Annotated in this window: 15 protein-coding genes; 7 read left to right on the top strand and 8 right to left on the bottom strand. The window is 71.6% G+C overall.

Features of this window, described 5'->3' with window-relative positions; genetic code table 11:
- Window positions 1-41 precede the first annotated feature (41 nt).
- Both LVO85_RS01985 and leuA read right to left on the bottom strand, forming a co-directional pair.
- Window positions 42-1094 carry a TerC family protein gene (locus LVO85_RS01985; protein WP_232745721.1) on the bottom strand — a complete coding sequence of 351 codons (1053 nt, stop codon included), beginning with the start codon at window positions 1092-1094 and terminating at the stop codon, window positions 42-44.
- A gap of 174 nt (window positions 1095-1268) precedes the next feature.
- On the bottom strand, window positions 1269-2942 hold the full coding sequence (gene leuA, locus LVO85_RS01980) for a 2-isopropylmalate synthase (protein WP_232746171.1): 1674 nt from the start codon (window positions 2940-2942) through the stop codon (window positions 1269-1271).
- A gap of 309 nt (window positions 2943-3251) precedes the next feature.
- On the opposite strand from leuA, the gene LVO85_RS01975 reads away from it, so the two are divergent.
- Window positions 3252-4181, top strand: coding sequence for a DUF559 domain-containing protein (locus LVO85_RS01975; RefSeq protein ID WP_232745720.1), 930 nt, complete (start codon window positions 3252-3254; stop codon window positions 4179-4181).
- A 52-nt stretch (window positions 4182-4233) separates the two neighbouring features.
- On the opposite strand, the gene leuD is transcribed toward LVO85_RS01975, so the two are convergent.
- Together leuD and leuC are read right to left on the bottom strand one after the other, a co-directional pair.
- The gene (gene leuD, locus LVO85_RS01970; RefSeq protein WP_232745719.1) at window positions 4234-4827 is read right to left on the bottom strand and encodes a 3-isopropylmalate dehydratase small subunit; all 594 of its coding nucleotides are present in this window, start codon (window positions 4825-4827) and stop codon (window positions 4234-4236) included.
- Entirely contained in the window at window positions 4827-6248 is a 1422-nt protein-coding gene (gene leuC / locus LVO85_RS01965; protein ID WP_232745718.1) for a 3-isopropylmalate dehydratase large subunit, read from the bottom strand. Before leuC ends, leuD begins: the two co-directional genes overlap by 1 nt.
- A gap of 82 nt (window positions 6249-6330) precedes the next feature.
- On the opposite strand from leuC, the gene LVO85_RS01960 reads away from it, so the two are divergent.
- Genes LVO85_RS01960 through LVO85_RS01940 form a run of 5 tightly spaced genes read left to right on the top strand, consistent with a single transcriptional unit; the run spans window position 6331 to window position 10807 of the window.
- A complete protein-coding gene (locus LVO85_RS01960; protein ID WP_232745717.1) occupies window positions 6331-7467 on the top strand; it encodes a 3-isopropylmalate dehydrogenase in 1137 nt (378 codons plus the stop codon).
- Window positions 7460-8647 carry an alanine racemase gene (gene alr / locus LVO85_RS01955; RefSeq protein ID WP_232745716.1) on the top strand — a complete coding sequence of 396 codons (1188 nt, stop codon included), beginning with the start codon at window positions 7460-7462 and terminating at the stop codon, window positions 8645-8647. The genes LVO85_RS01960 and alr overlap by 8 nt, the downstream gene beginning before the upstream one ends.
- Before the next feature lie 12 nt (window positions 8648-8659).
- Window positions 8660-9688: an alpha/beta fold hydrolase gene (locus tag LVO85_RS01950; RefSeq protein WP_232745715.1), complete on the top strand. Its 1029-nt coding sequence runs from the start codon at window positions 8660-8662 to the stop codon at window positions 9686-9688.
- Between the two features lie 5 nt (window positions 9689-9693).
- The gene (gene tsaE / locus LVO85_RS01945) at window positions 9694-10161 is read left to right on the top strand and encodes a tRNA (adenosine(37)-N6)-threonylcarbamoyltransferase complex ATPase subunit type 1 TsaE (RefSeq protein WP_232746170.1); all 468 of its coding nucleotides are present in this window, start codon (window positions 9694-9696) and stop codon (window positions 10159-10161) included.
- 25 nt (window positions 10162-10186) lie between these two features.
- A complete protein-coding gene (locus LVO85_RS01940; RefSeq protein ID WP_232745714.1) occupies window positions 10187-10807 on the top strand; it encodes an arsenate reductase/protein-tyrosine-phosphatase family protein in 621 nt (206 codons plus the stop codon).
- On the opposite strand, the gene LVO85_RS01935 is transcribed toward LVO85_RS01940, so the two are convergent.
- From LVO85_RS01935 to LVO85_RS01920, 4 genes are read right to left on the bottom strand one after another with little or no spacing between them, the layout of a single operon-like run.
- The gene (locus tag LVO85_RS01935; RefSeq protein WP_332875394.1) at window positions 10749-11108 is read right to left on the bottom strand and encodes a S24/S26 family peptidase; all 360 of its coding nucleotides are present in this window, start codon (window positions 11106-11108) and stop codon (window positions 10749-10751) included. The genes LVO85_RS01940 and LVO85_RS01935 overlap by 59 nt on opposite strands.
- Before the next feature lie 50 nt (window positions 11109-11158).
- A complete protein-coding gene (locus LVO85_RS01930; RefSeq protein WP_332875393.1) occupies window positions 11159-11971 on the bottom strand; it encodes an amino acid ABC transporter ATP-binding protein in 813 nt (270 codons plus the stop codon).
- Window positions 11968-12930 carry an amino acid ABC transporter permease gene (locus LVO85_RS01925; RefSeq protein WP_232745712.1) on the bottom strand — a complete coding sequence of 321 codons (963 nt, stop codon included), beginning with the start codon at window positions 12928-12930 and terminating at the stop codon, window positions 11968-11970. Before LVO85_RS01925 ends, LVO85_RS01930 begins: the two co-directional genes overlap by 4 nt.
- Window positions 12927-13850, bottom strand: a complete 924-nt coding sequence (locus LVO85_RS01920) for an ABC transporter substrate-binding protein (protein WP_232745711.1) — start codon at window positions 13848-13850, stop codon at window positions 12927-12929. Before LVO85_RS01920 ends, LVO85_RS01925 begins: the two co-directional genes overlap by 4 nt.
- A 171-nt stretch (window positions 13851-14021) precedes the next feature.
- On the opposite strand from LVO85_RS01920, the gene LVO85_RS01915 reads away from it, so the two are divergent.
- On the top strand, window positions 14022-15515 hold the full coding sequence (locus tag LVO85_RS01915; RefSeq protein ID WP_232745710.1) for a sugar transferase: 1494 nt from the start codon (window positions 14022-14024) through the stop codon (window positions 15513-15515).
- The last annotated feature ends 2 nt before the right edge of the window (window positions 15516-15517 follow it).

The following is a 15517-nucleotide window of genomic DNA, read 5'->3' as shown; positions in this document are numbered from 1 at the left end:
GCGCGCTGCCCTGCCGGGGCCGGGGTGCTGACGGGTAGACCTCAGGGCTTGGGCAGGTTCTCTCCCCGCTCCTTCACGGTCGCGTCGTCCTCGACCTCGATCAGGCGGGCCGTGCGCCGGCGGTCCGCGGCCAGGCTCGTGACGGTGACGGTCGTCAGGATGCCGACGATGACCAGCAGCGAGGCGATCGTGGGGACCGTGGGCACGCCCTCCCAGACCGTGTGCGCCCAGTGCAGGCCGAGCTTGACGCCGATGAAGGCGAGGATGACGGCCAGGCCGTAGCCGAGGTGGGTGAGCTTGTCGAGCGCCCCGGCGAGCACGAAGTAGAGCGCGCGCAGGCCGAGCAGGGCGAAGGCGTTGGTCGCGAAGACCAGGTAGGGGTCGCCGGTGATGCCGTAGACGGCGGGCACGGAGTCGACGGCGAAGACGACGTCGGTGCCGAGGATCGCGATGACGACCAGGGCGAGCGGGGTGATCATCCGGCGGCCCTGCTCGCGCACGGTCATGTGCGTGCCGCGGTAGTCGTCGGTGACCGGCCAGATCCGCCGGGCCAGCCTGACCACGCGCAGCTCGTCGACGTTGACCTGGTCGGCCCCGGTGATCGTGTCGCGCAGCACCTTGACCGCCGTCGCCACCAGGACCAGACCGAAGACGAGGAACATCCAGTCGAAGGCGGACAGCAGGGTCGCGCCGAGGGCGATGAAGATGCCGCGCAGCACCAGGGCGCCGGCGATGCCGAAGAGGAGCACGCGCTGCTGGAGTGCCCGGGGCACGCTGAACGACCCCAGGATGAGGATGAACACGAAGAGGTTGTCCACCGACAGGCTCTTCTCCACGATGTAGCCCGTGTAGTACTGCAGCCCGATCTGGTGGCCGTGCGTGCTCCATACCCACACCCCGAAGGCCACCGGGAGGGCGATGTAGAAGGCGGTCCAGTACAGCGCCTCGCGCATCCCGACCTCGTGCGGACGGTGCGTGATCACGAAGTCCATCACCAGCAGGCCGACGACGACCGCGAGCGTGACGGCCCACAGCCCCGGCGTCGCGATGGTGGTCGTCGTGTCGATGGGGGACTGGGCGATGACGTTGAGCACGGGTCTCCTCACAACGCTGTCGGTCGTGAGGTCTCCTTCACCCCGCGGTCACCCGCACGGGCGCACACCGAGAGGTCCGTGGGGGCCTCGTACTGACCGATGTGACTTCGGGAAGTACTCCCCTCATCTCCCTCGAGAGTAGGCCACCTGCGCCCGTGCCGGAAACCTTGCGGGTCAGCGCCCCCGGTTGAGCGCGCTCGTCACCGCCCGCAGGGACGCAGTGACGATGTTGGGGTCGATCGCCACACCCCAGCGCACCTCGCCGTCGATCGCGCACTCGACGTAGGCCGCCGCGACCGCGTCGTCGCCGGAGGACAGGGCGTGCTCGGAGTAGTCGAGCACCCGCACGTCGTGGCCCAGGGTCGACAGCGCCTTCACGAAGGCGGCGATCGGGCCGTTGCCCGAGCCCTCGACGACCTGCTCGGCGCCGTCGGCGACCACGGTGGCGGAGATGCGGTCGCTGCCGTCGGGCGCGGTGTGCGTGTCGACCGCCCGCAGCAGCACGGGCGTGGTCGGCACCAGGTACTCCGCCTCGAAGGCCGCCCAGATGGCCGCCGGGGACATCTCGCCGCCCTCTCCGTCGGTGTGCTGCTGCACGACCCGGCTGAACTCGATCTGCAGCCGGCGCGGCAGGTCGAGCTTGTGCTCGGTGCGCATGATGTAGGCGACCCCGCCCTTGCCGGACTGGCTGTTGACCCGGATCACGGCCTCGTAGGAGCGGCCGACGTCCTTGGGGTCGATGGGCAGGTAGGGCACCTCCCAGGCGTGCTCGTCGATCGGCACGCCCGCCGCGTCGGCATCGCGCTGCAGGGCGTCCAGACCCTTCTTGATCGCGTCCTGGTGCGAGCCGGAGAAGGCGGTGAAGACCAGGTCGCCGCCGTAGGGGTGGCGCTCGGGGACCCTCAGCTGGTTGCAGTGCTCGACGGTGCGCCGGATCTCGTCGATGTCGGAGAAGTCGACCTGCGGGTCGATGCCCTGGCTGAACAGGTTCATGCCCAGGGTGACCAGGCACACGTTGCCGGTGCGCTCGCCGTTGCCGAACAGGCAGCCCTCGATGCGGTCGGCGCCGGCGAGGTAGCCCAGCTCGGCGGCCGCCACGGCGGTGCCCCGGTCGTTGTGCGGGTGCAGCGACAGGACGACGTGCTCGCGGTGGTCCAGGTGCCGGTTCATCCACTCGATCGAGTCGGCGTAGACGTTGGGCGTGGCCATCTCCACGGTCGCCGGCAGGTTGATGATCACCGGCTTCGCGGCGGTGGGGGTGAGGATCTCCATCACCTTGTTGCAGACCGTGACGGCGAAGTCGAGCTCGGTGCCGGTGTAGGACTCGGGGGAGTACTCGTAGAACACCTCTGTGTCGTGCTCGAGCTGCTCCTCGAACTTCTTGCACAGCCGGGCGCCGCTGGTGGCGATGTCGATGATGCCGTCCATGTCGGTGTCGAAGACGACACGGCGCTGCAGGGTCGAGGTGGAGTTGTAGAGGTGGATGATGGCCTGCTTGGCGCCGTCGATCGACTCGTAGGTGCGCTGGATCAGGTGCTCACGGGCCTGGGTGAGGACCTGGATGACGACATCGTCCGGGATGAGGTCCTCCTCGATCAGCATCCGCACGAAGTCGAAGTCGGTCTGGCTGGCCGAGGGGAAGCCGACCTCGATCTCCTTGTAGCCCATCCGCACCAGCAGCTCGAACATGCGGCGCTTGCGGTCGGGGGTCATCGGGTCGATGAGGGCCTGGTTGCCGTCACGCAGGTCGACCGCGCACCAGCGCGGGGCCTGCGTCATGGTGCGGGAGGGCCAGGTGCGGTCGGGCAGGTCGACGGGGGGGAAGGGGGAGTAGCGGCCGAACGGCATACCGCTGGTCTGCTGGGGGTTCTGCTGGGCGGCCACGACGGGTTCCTCGCTGCTGGTGGGGTGAGTCCGGGGACAGCACAGACTCCGCAGCGAGGGGCCGGACCTAGGAGGTCTCGCTGCGGCAGCCGAGGAGGAGCAGTCGTGAAGCCATCGGAGTGAGCCTAGCCCATCGTGACGTTGCGTCAACCACGTGCCCGTTGTGCGCTCCCGTGTCGGCGTCGAGACGTGCACCCGCACGCACATCGGGCACCCGGAGCGGCCTGTGGACAGCCGGCGGGCACCAGGGGCTGCACGGACGAGAGTGGGTGCATGGCCCTCGACCCTGTCATCGCCGGGAGGCTGGGCGCCCAGGGCGGCGTGAGCTCGGTGACCGAGCTCGTCGACCTCGGCATCTCGCGTCACGTGGTGAGCCGCGCCGTCGCTCGCGGAGACCTCGTCCGCCTGCGGCGCGACGTCGTCGTGGACGCGGAGGTATGGCGTGCCGCCGCGCCTTGGGAGCGGCACGCGCTGCGGGCGCGGGGTACGGCGCGGGCGTGGCGCCGGGCCCCCTTCGCTCTCAGCCACCACAGCGCCCTGGCGCTCCTCGGTCTGCCCGTCCACGGTGTCGACGACCGGGTGCACCTGGCGCGGCTCGACGGGGTCCGCCGCGGTGGCAGTGCCACCCGCATCCACGACCCCGTCCCGGAGGCGTTCCTGACCAGGGTCGACGACATCTGCGTGGTCGACGGACCGCTGGCCGCCCTGCAGGTCGCGGACCTGTTCGGGGTGGAGGCCGGGCTGGTGAGCGCGGATGCCGTCGTCCGTCAGCAGGGGCGGGCCCGGCTCACCGAGGCGCTCGCGGGCGCGCCCCGCGGCAACGGCGCCGGCCGCGCGGCCCTGGTGGCGAGGCTGGCCGACGGCACGTCGGAGTCTGCCGGGGAGTCGCGGACGAGGTGGCTGCTGCACGTCGTGGGGCTGCCGGTCCCTGAGCCGCAGGCGTGGATCTCGGGAGAGGGCGGGTTCAGCGCCCGGGTCGACTTTCTGTTCCGCGCCGAGCGGGTGGTGGTGGAGTTCGACGGACTGCTGAAGTACGGCACGGTGCGTGACGTCACGGCCGAGAAGCTGCGCGAGGACGCGCTGCGCCGGCTCGGCTACGAGGTGGTGCGCCTCACCTGGGCGGACCTGGCACACCCGGAGCGGGTGCACGCACGGGTGCTGGCCGCCTTCGCCCGCTCCGCGGCCCGTGGCCGCGCCTCGTGACCGATGCGCGCTCCGGTGTCGCGGTCGAGAGGTGCGCGGGAGCGCACATCGGTCACGGGGCGACGATGGAGGGCTTGTATGCCGGGCGCCGGGCCTCGTAGGCCGTGATGTCGTCCGCGTGCTGCAGCGTGAGCGAGATGTCGTCCAGGCCGTTGAGCAGCCGCCAGGCCGTGTAGTCGTCGACCTGGAACGTGCAGACGATGTCGCCGGCCGTGACCTGCCGGTGCTCGAGGTCGACGGTCACCGTGCCGCCGGGGGTGCTCTCCAGGTACTTCCAGATGAGCTCGACGTCGTCCTGGGCCGCCTGCGCGCACAGCAGGCCCTGCTTGCCGGAGTTGCCACGGAAGATGTCGCCGAAGCGGGAGGCGATGACGACGTGGAAGCCGTACTGCATCAACGCCCACACCGCGTGCTCACGAGAGGAGCCGGTGCCGAAGTCGGGGCCGGCGACGAGCACCGAGCCTCCGGCGTACGAGGTGTCGTTCAGCACGAACGAGGGGTCCTCGCGCCACCGGGCGAACAGGCCGTCCTCGAAGCCGGTGCGGCTGACCCGCTTGAGGTAGGACGCCGGGATGATCTGGTCGGTGTCGATGTTGCTGCGGCGCAGCGGCACGCCGATGCCGGTGTGGGTGCTGAACGCCTCCATCAACGGACCTCCTCCAGGACCGGTGCCGCCGCCAGGTCCGCCGGGCTCGACAGCGTGCCACGCACGGCGGTGGCGGCGGCGACCGCGGGTGAGACCAGATGGGTGCGGGAGCGTGCGCCCTGGCGGCCCTCGAAGTTGCGGTTCGAGGTGGAGGCGCAGCGCTCCTGGGGAGAGAGGCTGTCGGGGTTCATGCCCAGGCACATCGAGCAGCCGGCCAGCCGCCACTCGGCTCCGGCGTCGAGGAACATCCGGTCCAGGCCCTCCTCCTCGGCCTGCAGCCGCACGGCATGGGAGCCGGGCACCACGAGCATCCGCAGGCCCTCGGCGATACGGCGGCCGCGCAGCAGGTCGGCGGCGACCCGCAGGTCCTCGATGCGCCCGTTGGTGCAGGACCCCAGGAAGACCGCGTCGACCGCGACCTCCCGCATCGGGGTGCCGGGCTGCAGGTCCATGTACTCCAGCGCGCGCTGGGCAGCGCCCTTGTCGCCCTCGTCGCCGAAGTCCTCCGGGTCGGGCACCGAGCCGCCCAGCGGCACCGACTGGCCGGGGTTGGTGCCCCAGGTGACGAACGGGGTGAGGGTGTCGGCGTCGATGAAGACCTCGGCGTCGAAGACCGCGTCGTCGTCGGTGCGCAGCTCGCGCCAGGCGGCGACCGCCTCGTCCCACTGCTCCCCCTGCGGGGCGTAGGGCCGCCCCTGGACGTACGCGAAGGTGGTCTCGTCGGGGGCCACCATGCCGGCGCGGGCACCGGCCTCGATCGACATGTTGCAGATCGTCATCCGGCCCTCCATCGACAGCGACCTGATGGCGCTGCCGCGGTACTCGAGGACGTAGCCCTGTCCACCGCCGGTGCCGATCCGGTTGATCACCGCCAGGATGATGTCCTTGGGGGAGACGCCGGGCTGCAGGGTGCCCTCGACCGTGACCGCCATCGTCCGGAAGGGTGCCAGCGGCAGGGTCTGGGTGGCCAGCACGTGCTCGACCTCGCTGGTCCCGATGCCCATCCCCAGCGAGCCGAAGGCACCGTGGGTCGAGGTGTGCGAGTCGCCGCACACGATGGTCATGCCGGGCTGCGTGAGCCCGAGCTCGGGGCCGATGACGTGCACGATGCCCTGGCCCAGGGTGCCGCGCTCGTGGTGCACGATGCCGTGCTCAGCGCAGTTGGCCTTGAGGGCCTCCAGCTGGGTCCTGCTGACCGGGTCGAGGACCGGGCCCAGCGTGGTGGGCACGTTGTGGTCCTCCGTGGCCAGCGTCAGGTCGGGCCGGCGCACGGGACGACCCGCGACCTTGAGGCCCTCGAAGGCCTGCGGGCTGGTCACCTCGTGCACGAGGTGGAGGTCGATGTAGAGCAGGTCCGGCTCGCCCTCGACCTGCCGCACGACGTGGGACCGCCACAACTTCTCTGCCAGGGTGCTACCCATCGACCTCTCCTGCGCGACCTGCGACCATGTGCGCCACACTGTAGACCCCCAACGTTGACGTCACGTCAGGAGTGCTGCCCGCATGAACACCCACCGGCTGGCCGTGATTCCCGGGGACGGGGTCGGCCCCGAGGTCACCGCGTCCGCGCTCACCGTCCTCGACGCCGTGGAGGAGCGCTACGGCTTCACCACGGAGCGCACCGAGGTGCTGCTCGGCGCCGACCGCTACCTCGACACCGGTGAGCTGCTGACCGAGCAGGACGTCACGACCCTGAGCGGGCACGACGCGATCCTGTTCGGCGCGATCGGCAGCCCGCGGGTGACGCCGGGGGTGCTCGAGCGCGGCATCATCCTGGCCCTGCGCGGCGCGATGCGGCAGTCCGTCAACCTGCGTCCGGTGCGGCTCTACCCCGGGGTGCCGACCCCCATCGCCGGGCTGACTCCGGAGCGCTGCGACCTCGTGGTCGTCCGCGAGAACACCGAGGGTGCCTATGTGGGCACGGGGAGCACCGTGCACCGTGGCACGCCGGCCGCCGTCGCGGTGCAGGAGTCGATCAACACCTGGTATGCCGTGGAGCGTGCCGTCGACTTCGCCTTCCGCCTCGCCGAGGAGCGGCGTCGTAAGGTCACCCTCTGTCACAAGACCAACGTGCTGGTCGAGGCCGGGGCGCTCTGGCTGGAGGCGATGGAGGTCGTCGGCCGGCGACACCCGGACGTCGAGACGGACTACGTGCACGTCGACGCCATGTGCATGCACCTGCCGGTCAGCCCCGAGCGCTTCGACGTGGTCGTCACGGACAACCTCTTCGGTGACATCGTCACCGACCTCGGCGCCGTGGTGCAGGGAGGCCTGGGGGTGGCGGCCAGCGGCAACCTCAACCTCGAGGGCAGCGCCCCGAGCATGTTCGAGCCCATCCACGGGTCCGCCCCGGACATCGCCGGTCGCGGCTGGGCCAACCCCGCGGGGGCCGTGCTGTCGATGGCCCTGTGCCTGTCGACCCTCGGGGAGGGCGCCGCGGCTGCCGCAGTCGAGCGGGCCACCGCCTCGGTGCTCGCCGACCTGCCCGGGCTGGCCGGCGAGGCCATGGGGGCGTCCACCGACGAGGTCGCACAGCGCATCGTCGGGTGCCTGGACACGATGGACGAGACCGTGCTCTCCGCCCCGTCGCTGATGGAGCAGCTGGCCGTCGTCCGGGCCGGGATGCGGGACCGTGCCTGACGAGCCGGCCCAGCGTGCCTACGACCCCCGCGTGCACCCGGCATACGCCCGCATCGACCTGGCGGCCATCCGGCACAACGTGGGTGTGCTGCGCGGGCTCGCCGGGAGTGCGGCGCTCATGGCGGTCGTCAAGGCCGACGCCTACGGCCACGGGCTGGTGCCCGGCGCGCGGGCCGCGGTCGCCGGGGGCGCGGACTGGCTGGGCACGGCGCAGCTCGGCGAGGCGCTCGAGCTGCGCGCGGCCGGCCTCGACGTGCCCTTGCTCAGCTGGCTGCACGCCCCGGGAGCCGACTACGTGCCCGCCGTGCAGGCCGACGTCGACCTGGGTGTGTCGGCGCCCTGGGCGCTGGCCGAGGTGCTCCGGGCGGTGGAGGTGACCGGTCGTCCGGCCCGGGTGCACCTCAAGGTGGACACCGGCCTCGCCCGCAACGGCGCCTACGCACTGGGCGCAGGCCGCACCGACTACGCCGACCTCGTCGAGCGTGCCCGCGCGGCCGAGGCCGAGGGGGCCCTGCGGGTGGTGGGGGTCTTCACGCACTTCGCCTACGCCGACGCCCCGGACCATCCCACCGTGCGCGCGCAGCAGGAGGCGTTCGCCGACGCGGTGGCGCTCGCCGAGCGGGCCGGGCTGCGCCCCGACGTGCGGCACATGTCCAACTCCGCCGCCACCCTGACCACCCCGGAGGCCGCCTGGGACATGGTGCGACCCGGCCTGGCCGTCTACGGGCTGTCCCCGGTGCCCGACCTCGGCAGCAGTGCCGACTACGGTCTGGTGCCCGCGATGACAGCCGTCGCCCGGGTCGCCACCGTCAAGCGTGTCCCCGCAGGGCAGGGGGTGTCCTACGGGCACACCTTCACCACCCGGCGTCCCACCACGCTGGCAGACGTGCCGGTGGGCTATGCCGACGGCGTCCCGCGGCACGCCTCCAACACCGGCGAGGTGCTGCTGGGCGGGCACCGTCGCCCGGTGGCCGGTCGGGTCTGCATGGACCAGATCGTCGTCGACGCGGGAGACCTGCCGGTGGCCTGCGGTGACGAGGTGGTGCTCTTCGGCCCCGGCACCGACGGGGAGCCGACCGCCGAGGACTGGGCCCAGGCCTCGGGCACCATCAGCTACGAGATCGTCAGCCGCTACGGACCCCGGATGCCCCGTGTCTACACCGGGGGGGACGAGGCGTGAGGGGCGGTCGCCGTGGATGAGGAGCTGCGCGAGCTGCTGGCCCGACGTCCCGACCGGACGCTGGCCGTGCGGGCGACCGACGGCGTGCTGCTTCACGTCGAGGTCGACGAGCCCGCCGGAGGAGGTGCCCCGGAGGTGACGGTGGTGCTCAGCCACGGCTACACCTTGGACCTGCGCTCGTGGGTCTACCAGCGGCACGCGCTCACGGCCGCGGGATACCGCGTGGTGCTGTGGGACCAGCGGGGCCACGGCCGGTCCGGCCACGGCGACCCGGCCGGCAACACCATCGAGCAGCTGGGGGAGGACCTGCACCGCGTGCTCGACGCCGTCGTGCCGAGCGGGGCGGTCGCGCTCGTCGGCCACTCGATGGGGGGCATGACCGTCATGTCGTATGCCGCCGACCACCCTGAGCAGGTGCGCGAGCGGGTCGTCGCGGTGGCGCTGGTGAGCACCAGCGCCGGGGGGATGGACCGGGTGCGCTGGGGGCTGGGTCGGCTCGGTGCGCTGGTCAACGAGATCGGGCCGACGGTCACGGCTCGTCTGGCTCCCCGACAGACGCTGCTCCAGCGAGTGCGCCGACGCACCCCCTACCTCGACGAGGTGCCGGTCGCGGTCTCCTCGTTCGGCTCCAGCGTGCCCCGGGACGTGCGCCGCCTGACGGCCGACATGATCCTGGACACCGACCTGGCCGTGATGTCGGCCTTCGCCCCCGCCCTGAAGGCCCACGACAAGCGCGAGGCCCTGGCCCACCTCGCCGACGTGCCCCTGCTGGCGATGGTCGGTGACCGCGACGTGCTCACCGAGCCGCTGCACACGGCCGAGATCGTGGACGCGCTCCCGCACGCCGACCACGTGGTGGTGCAGCGTGCAGGCCACGTCATCATGCTCGAGCACCCCGAGGTGGTCAGCGAGCACCTGCTCGACCACCTGGCGCACGCCACCGGCCCCCACAGCGAGGAGCGCTCGGTGCAGCGGCACACCGTGGTCGACCTGCGACGTGGCCGCGGCCGCCGGACCCTCACCCTGGGAAGGGCACGGTGACGGCCCTGACCCGGGTGCTGGTGACCGCCGAGGACACCAGGGCGTTCGGTGCCGCACTCGGCCGGCTCCTGCGTGCCGGTGACGTGGTGGTGCTGACCGGTGAGCTCGGGGCCGGCAAGACCACGCTCGCCCAGGGGCTGGCCGAGGGTCTGGGGGTCCGTGGCCCCGTCACGTCGCCGACCTTCGTCATCGCCCGGGAGCACCCCTCGCTGGTCGGCGGGCCCTCGCTGGTGCACGTGGACGCCTACCGGCTCGGAGGTGAGGCCGAGCTGGACGACCTCGACCTCGACACCACCCTCGACGAGGCCGTCGCCGTCGTCGAGTGGGGGGAGGGGCTGGCCGAGCACCTCAGCCCGAGCCACCTGCACGTCGTGCTCTCACGTCCCCAGGACGACGAGACCGACCAGGCCCGCACGGTGCGGGTGGAGGGGCACGGGTCGCGCTGGGCCGGAGCCGTGACGTCCCTGCCCTGACGGGCACACCGTTAGGCTCGCCGACGTGGACGCGCAGACAGCAGACATCCTCGTGGTGTGCACCGGCAACATCTGCCGGTCCCCCTACATCGAGCACGTGCTCCGGGCCGAGCTCGACCGGGCCTGGGGCCCCGGCGCGGTCCGGGTGCGCAGTGCAGGGACACGGGCTGAGGACGGCCGCCCGGCGAGCCCGCCGACGGACGTGCGCCTCAGGGCCCGCGGGCTGGACGCCACGGCCTTCGGCAGCCGCCGCGTGAGCGCCGACGACGTCCGCGGCGCCGACCTCGTGCTCACCGCGACCAAGGCCCACCGCGGGGAGGTGGTCCAGCTGCACCCGGGGGCCCTGCGGCGGGTCTTCACCTTCCGTGAGCTCGGCCTGCTCGCCGCCGAGCTGCCGGAGGCGAGCCTGCCCGCCACCCAGCAGGCCGGCCAGTGGGTCCGCGAGGTGACCTCGACCCTGGCGGCCCTGCGCGGGCAGGTGCCGTCCACCGACATCGACATCGTCGACCCCTACCGTCGTGAGGACGTGGTCTACGACCGTATGGAGCAGCAGGTGACCGACGTCCTGCCGTGGGTGCTGCGGGCTCTCACCGGCCGGGAGGCATCGGGCGGAGCGACCGCGGGCGGCCCGGTAGCCGCAGGATGACCCGTCCGAGGAGCCGGTCGGACGGCAGGGCGCCGACGGTCCACGAGTCGACACCGACGCCGGGAGCGTCCGACTCCACCCACAGCGCCCCGGAGGGTTCCACCCGCCGCAGCCGCTTGACGGCCCAGGGGCGCGGCCCCTGTGGCCCGTCCGGAAGGCGCACCACGACGAGGTCGCCTGCGCGTGGCCGCGCCCTGCCGCCGGCTGCGTCCGTGGGCCGCCGCTGAGCGGGGTCGACGAGGCGGACCAGCAGCCGGTCGCCGGTGCGCAGGGTCGGCTCCATGGAGCGCCCCCGGACCACGGCCAGCCGCCACCGCAGGCCAGCCCGCCGGGGGTGCTCTGGTGCCGGGCTCAGGGGGTGGACCCCCGAACGCCCTCGTCGTCGCCACGGTCGTCCTCGGAGGTGACCCGGCGCAGGAAGTCCTGCGTCCGGCGGTGCTGCGGGTTGACCAGCACCTCCGAGGGACGTCCCTCCTCGACCACCACCCCGGCGTCCATGAAGACGACGTGGTCGGCCACCTCCCGCGCGAACGACATCTCGTGGGTGACCACGATCATGGTCATCCCGCTCGAGGCCAGGTCGCGCATGGCCGCCAGCACGTCCCCGACGAGCTCGGGGTCCAGGGCCGAGGTGGGCTCGTCGAAGAGCATCAGCTTGGGGTGCATCGCCAGCGCCCGGGCGATGGCCACGCGCTGCTGCTGGCCACCGGAGAGCTCGTTGGGGTAGGCGTGCGGCTTGTCGCCGAGACCCACCCGCTCCAGGAGGGTCTGGGCCTCCGCCTCCACCTCCTTGCGGCGGCGTCCCTGGACGGTGCAGGGTGCCTCACAGACGTTCTCCAGCACGGTCATGTGCGGGAAGAGGTTGAAGCGCTGGAAGACCATGCCGATCTCCCGGCGCTGGGCGGCGATCTCCTTGTCCTTGAGGCGGTGCAGCCGCCCGCCCCGCTCGGCGTAGCCGATGAGCTCGCCGTCGACCCAGATCCGGCCGCCGTCGATGCTCTCCAGCTGGTTGATGCACCGTAGGAAGGTGGTCTTGCCCGAGCCCGAGGGGCCTAGGAGACAGACGACCTGCCCGGCACGGACCGAGAGGTCGATGCCCTTGAGCACCTCGTTGTTGCCGAACGACTTCGTCACGTTGACGGCCTGCACCAGGTGGCTGGTCACGGGGTCGCCTCCACGGGCTCGTTGGGCTGCAGCGGGTCGGCCGTCGGGGTCGCCCGGGCGCCGTAGCCCCGGTTGAAGCGCTTCTCCAGGAAGTGCTGGCCGACCATGAGGATGCTGCCGACGATGAGGTACCAGAGGGTCGCCGCCACCAGGACGGGGAAGACCTGGAAGGTCCGCGCACCGATCGCGTTGAGCTGGAAGAACAGCTCGGTGGACAGCGGCAGCCCGATGAGCAGTGAGGTGTCCTTGACCATGGAGATCAGCTCGTTGCCCGTCGGTGGGACGATCACCCGCATCGCCTGCGGCAGCACGATCCGCCGCATCGTCGTGCGACGGTCCATGCCCAGGGCCTCGGCCGCCTCACGTTGTCCGGTGTCGACCGAGGTGATGCCCGCGCGGGCGATCTCGGCCATGTAGGCGGCCTCGCTCAGGCCGAGGCCGATGGCGCCGCCGGTGACCCCGATGAAGATGGCGTTGGCGTCGAAGCTGAGGAAGCGCATGTCGCCGTCGATGCCGACGAGGTCCAGGATCTGCTGGTCGAAGGGCACCCCCAGGTCGAGACCCTCGCGGAAGACCAGGCCCAGGGTGCCCATGATCGTGAGCAGGACCAGACGTGGGATCGTGCGGAAGAACCAGATGAACGCGAAGGCGACGACCGACAGCACCGGGTTGGGGGACAGCCGCATCACCGCCAGGATGACGCCCATCCCCACGCCGATGACCATGGCCAGCACGGTCACCCACAGCGTGCCGAAGACCAGGCCGCGCAGCACCGACGGCTGGAACATCGACTCCACGACGAACGGCCAGTTGAAGACCGGGTTCGTCACCAGCATGTGGACGAACATCGCCACCAGCACGGTGATGACGGCGACCGCCACCCAGCGCCCGGGGTGGCGCACCGGGACGGCGTCGATCCGCCCCGGGCGCTCACCCTCGGTGTCGGTCGGGGAGGTCACGGGTTGACGGCGAAGTCGTCGATACCGCCCTCGACCTGGCCCCAGTCCTCGAGCACCGACTCGTAGGTGCCGTCCTCGGCGAGCGCCTCGAGCGCCGCCACGACCGCCTCGGCGAGGTCGGTGTCCTCGAGGGGGATGACGTAGCCGTAGGGCGCTGCGTCGTAGATCTCACCGACGGCCTCGATGTCTCCGCCGACCTGCTGCACGGCGTAGGACACGACCGGCGAGTCGGCGAGCACCGCGTCGGCACGCCCGGAGACCAGCGCGGCCGTCGCCTGGTCCTGGCCCTCGAACTGCAGGACGTCCATGGGGTTGCCGTCCGCCTCACATGCCTCGACCTTGGGCGGCAGGTCCTCGAGGTCCTGGACGGTGTTGGCCTGGACGGCCACGGTCAGCCCGCAGGGCGCGTCCGGGTCGACGTCCTCGGGGTTGCCGGAGGCGACGGCCCACTGGGTGCCCGCGTTGAAGTAGCTGACCATGTTGACCTCCTGCTTGCGCTCCTCGTTGATCGTGAAGCTGGAGACCCCGATGTCGTAGCGGCCGCCGTTGACGCCACCGATGATGGTGCCGAAGTCGGCGTTCTCCCACTGGGTCTCCAGGCCGAGCTCGGCCGCGACCGCGTCGAACAGGTCGACGTCCATGCCGATGATGGTCTCGCCGTCCTCGTCGAAGAACTCGCTCGGGGCGTAGGACGCGTCGGTGCCGACCGTCAGCGTGCCGGCCTCGCGGATGTCGTCCGGGAGCAGCGCGGCGGCGTCCGAGCCGCCCTCACCGGCGTCGCCGGTGGCGTCACCTGCAGCGTCACCGGCGGCGTCCGTGAGGTCGTCGGTCTCGGTGTCGTCGCTGCCGCAGGCGGCGAGGGCCACGGTGAGGGAGAGGACGGTCGCCAGGCCGAGACGGCGGGAGGAGAGGCGATGCATGAGGTGCTCCTTTGTTCTGCACGGGAAGTTGTCGCACGATGCGGCGTTCTCAGGGTAGACGGGGGGAGGGTGTTCACTTAGTCTGGCGAAGGTAAAGAGTTGGTCAAGAAGAGCACCTTAAGCGGGCTCACCTCAACCCACTCGTGTGCGCGACCTGCAGGGGAGCCCTTGATGACGCTGTTCGTCCACGCCGGTGGGTCGGCGCGCACCGGCCAGGACGCGGAAGACATCACCCACAGCCGCACCCGTGACTACCTCCGCCCCTACCTCCGCTGGTTGCAGGTGCTGGACCTCGTCGTCATCGCTCTGGCGGTCACCCTGGCCCAGCTGGCTCGCTTCGGCTGGGGCTCCCGGTCGCTGCCTCCCAGCGAGGCGATGGGCACCCTCTCGTACACCTCGGTGTCGGCCGCACTGGTCCTCGGCTGGCTGGTCATGCTGCACCTGCAGGACGCCTACGACGGACGCATCAGCGGGCACGGGGTGCAGGAGTACCGCCAGGTGCTCAACGCCTCGCTCTGGCTCTTCGGTGTCCTGGCGATCGTCGCCTTCGCCTTCAAGCTCGACTTCGCCCGGGGCTACGTGCTGCTCGCGTTCCCGCTGGGAACGATGCTCCTGCTGCTCGGTCGCTGGGCGTCCCGTCAGTGGCTGGTGCGCCAGCGCCGGGCCGGTGCACTCTCCGACCGTGTGCTGCTCGTCGGGGACCACACGCACGTGGGGTCGCTGGTCAAGGCTCTCAAGCGCTTCCCCGACGCCGGTTACGACGTCCTCGGGGCCTGCGTGGCCGACCCCCGCGGCGACACGGTGGCCGGTGTGCCGGTGGTGGGCACCGGCACCGACGTGGTCGCCCAGGCGCAGGCGCTGCGGGTCGACGTCGTCGCCGTGTCCTCCTCGGCAGGGCTGGGCGTCGAGGGGCTGCGCCGCCTGGGCTGGGCCCTGGAGGGCACCGCCATCGAGCTCGTGGTCGCACCGGACATCATGGACGTCGCCGGCCCGCGGGTGAAGACCCGCCCGGTGCAGGGACTGCCGCTGATCCACGTGGAGTCGCCACGGTTCGCCGGGCCGCAGCTGGCGGTCAAGAGCGTCATGGACAGGACCGTGGCGGTGCTGGCGCTCGTGCTCCTCTCACCGGTTCTCCTCGGGGTGGCCACCGCCATCTGGCTGGAGGACCGCGGCCCCTACGTCTTCCGCCAGGAGCGGGTCGGGCGGCAGGGTGAGCGCTTCCGGATGTTCAAGTTCCGCAGCATGGTCCCGGGTGCGGAGACCAGGCTGCCCGAGCTCCTGTCGAACAACGAGGCCGACGGTCCGCTGTTCAAGATGCATGCCGACCCGCGGGTCACCCGGGTGGGTGCCTTCATCCGGCGGTACAGCCTCGACGAGCTGCCGCAGCTCGTCAACGTGGCACGTGGGGAGATGAGCCTGGTCGGGCCACGACCGCCCCTGCCCCACGAGGTCGACGCCTACGGCGCCGACGTGCGGCGGCGGCTGCTGGTCAAGCCGGGCCTCACGGGCCTGTGGCAGATCAGCGGGCGCAGCGACCTGAAGTGGGACGAGGCTGTCCGCCTCGACCTCTACTACGTCGAGAACTGGACGCCCGTCCTCGACCTGATGATCCTGTGGCGGACGCTCCTGGTCGTCGTCCAGGCGAGCAGGGCCGGAGCCTACTGACG

It is taken from the genome of Ornithinimicrobium sediminis (assembly GCF_021272345.1).
GTDB classification, from domain to species: domain Bacteria; phylum Actinomycetota; class Actinomycetes; order Actinomycetales; family Dermatophilaceae; genus Ornithinicoccus; species Ornithinicoccus sediminis_B.
The sequence above is the reverse complement of the archived record's forward strand: the minus strand, read 5'-3'. Positions and strand labels throughout refer to the sequence as shown.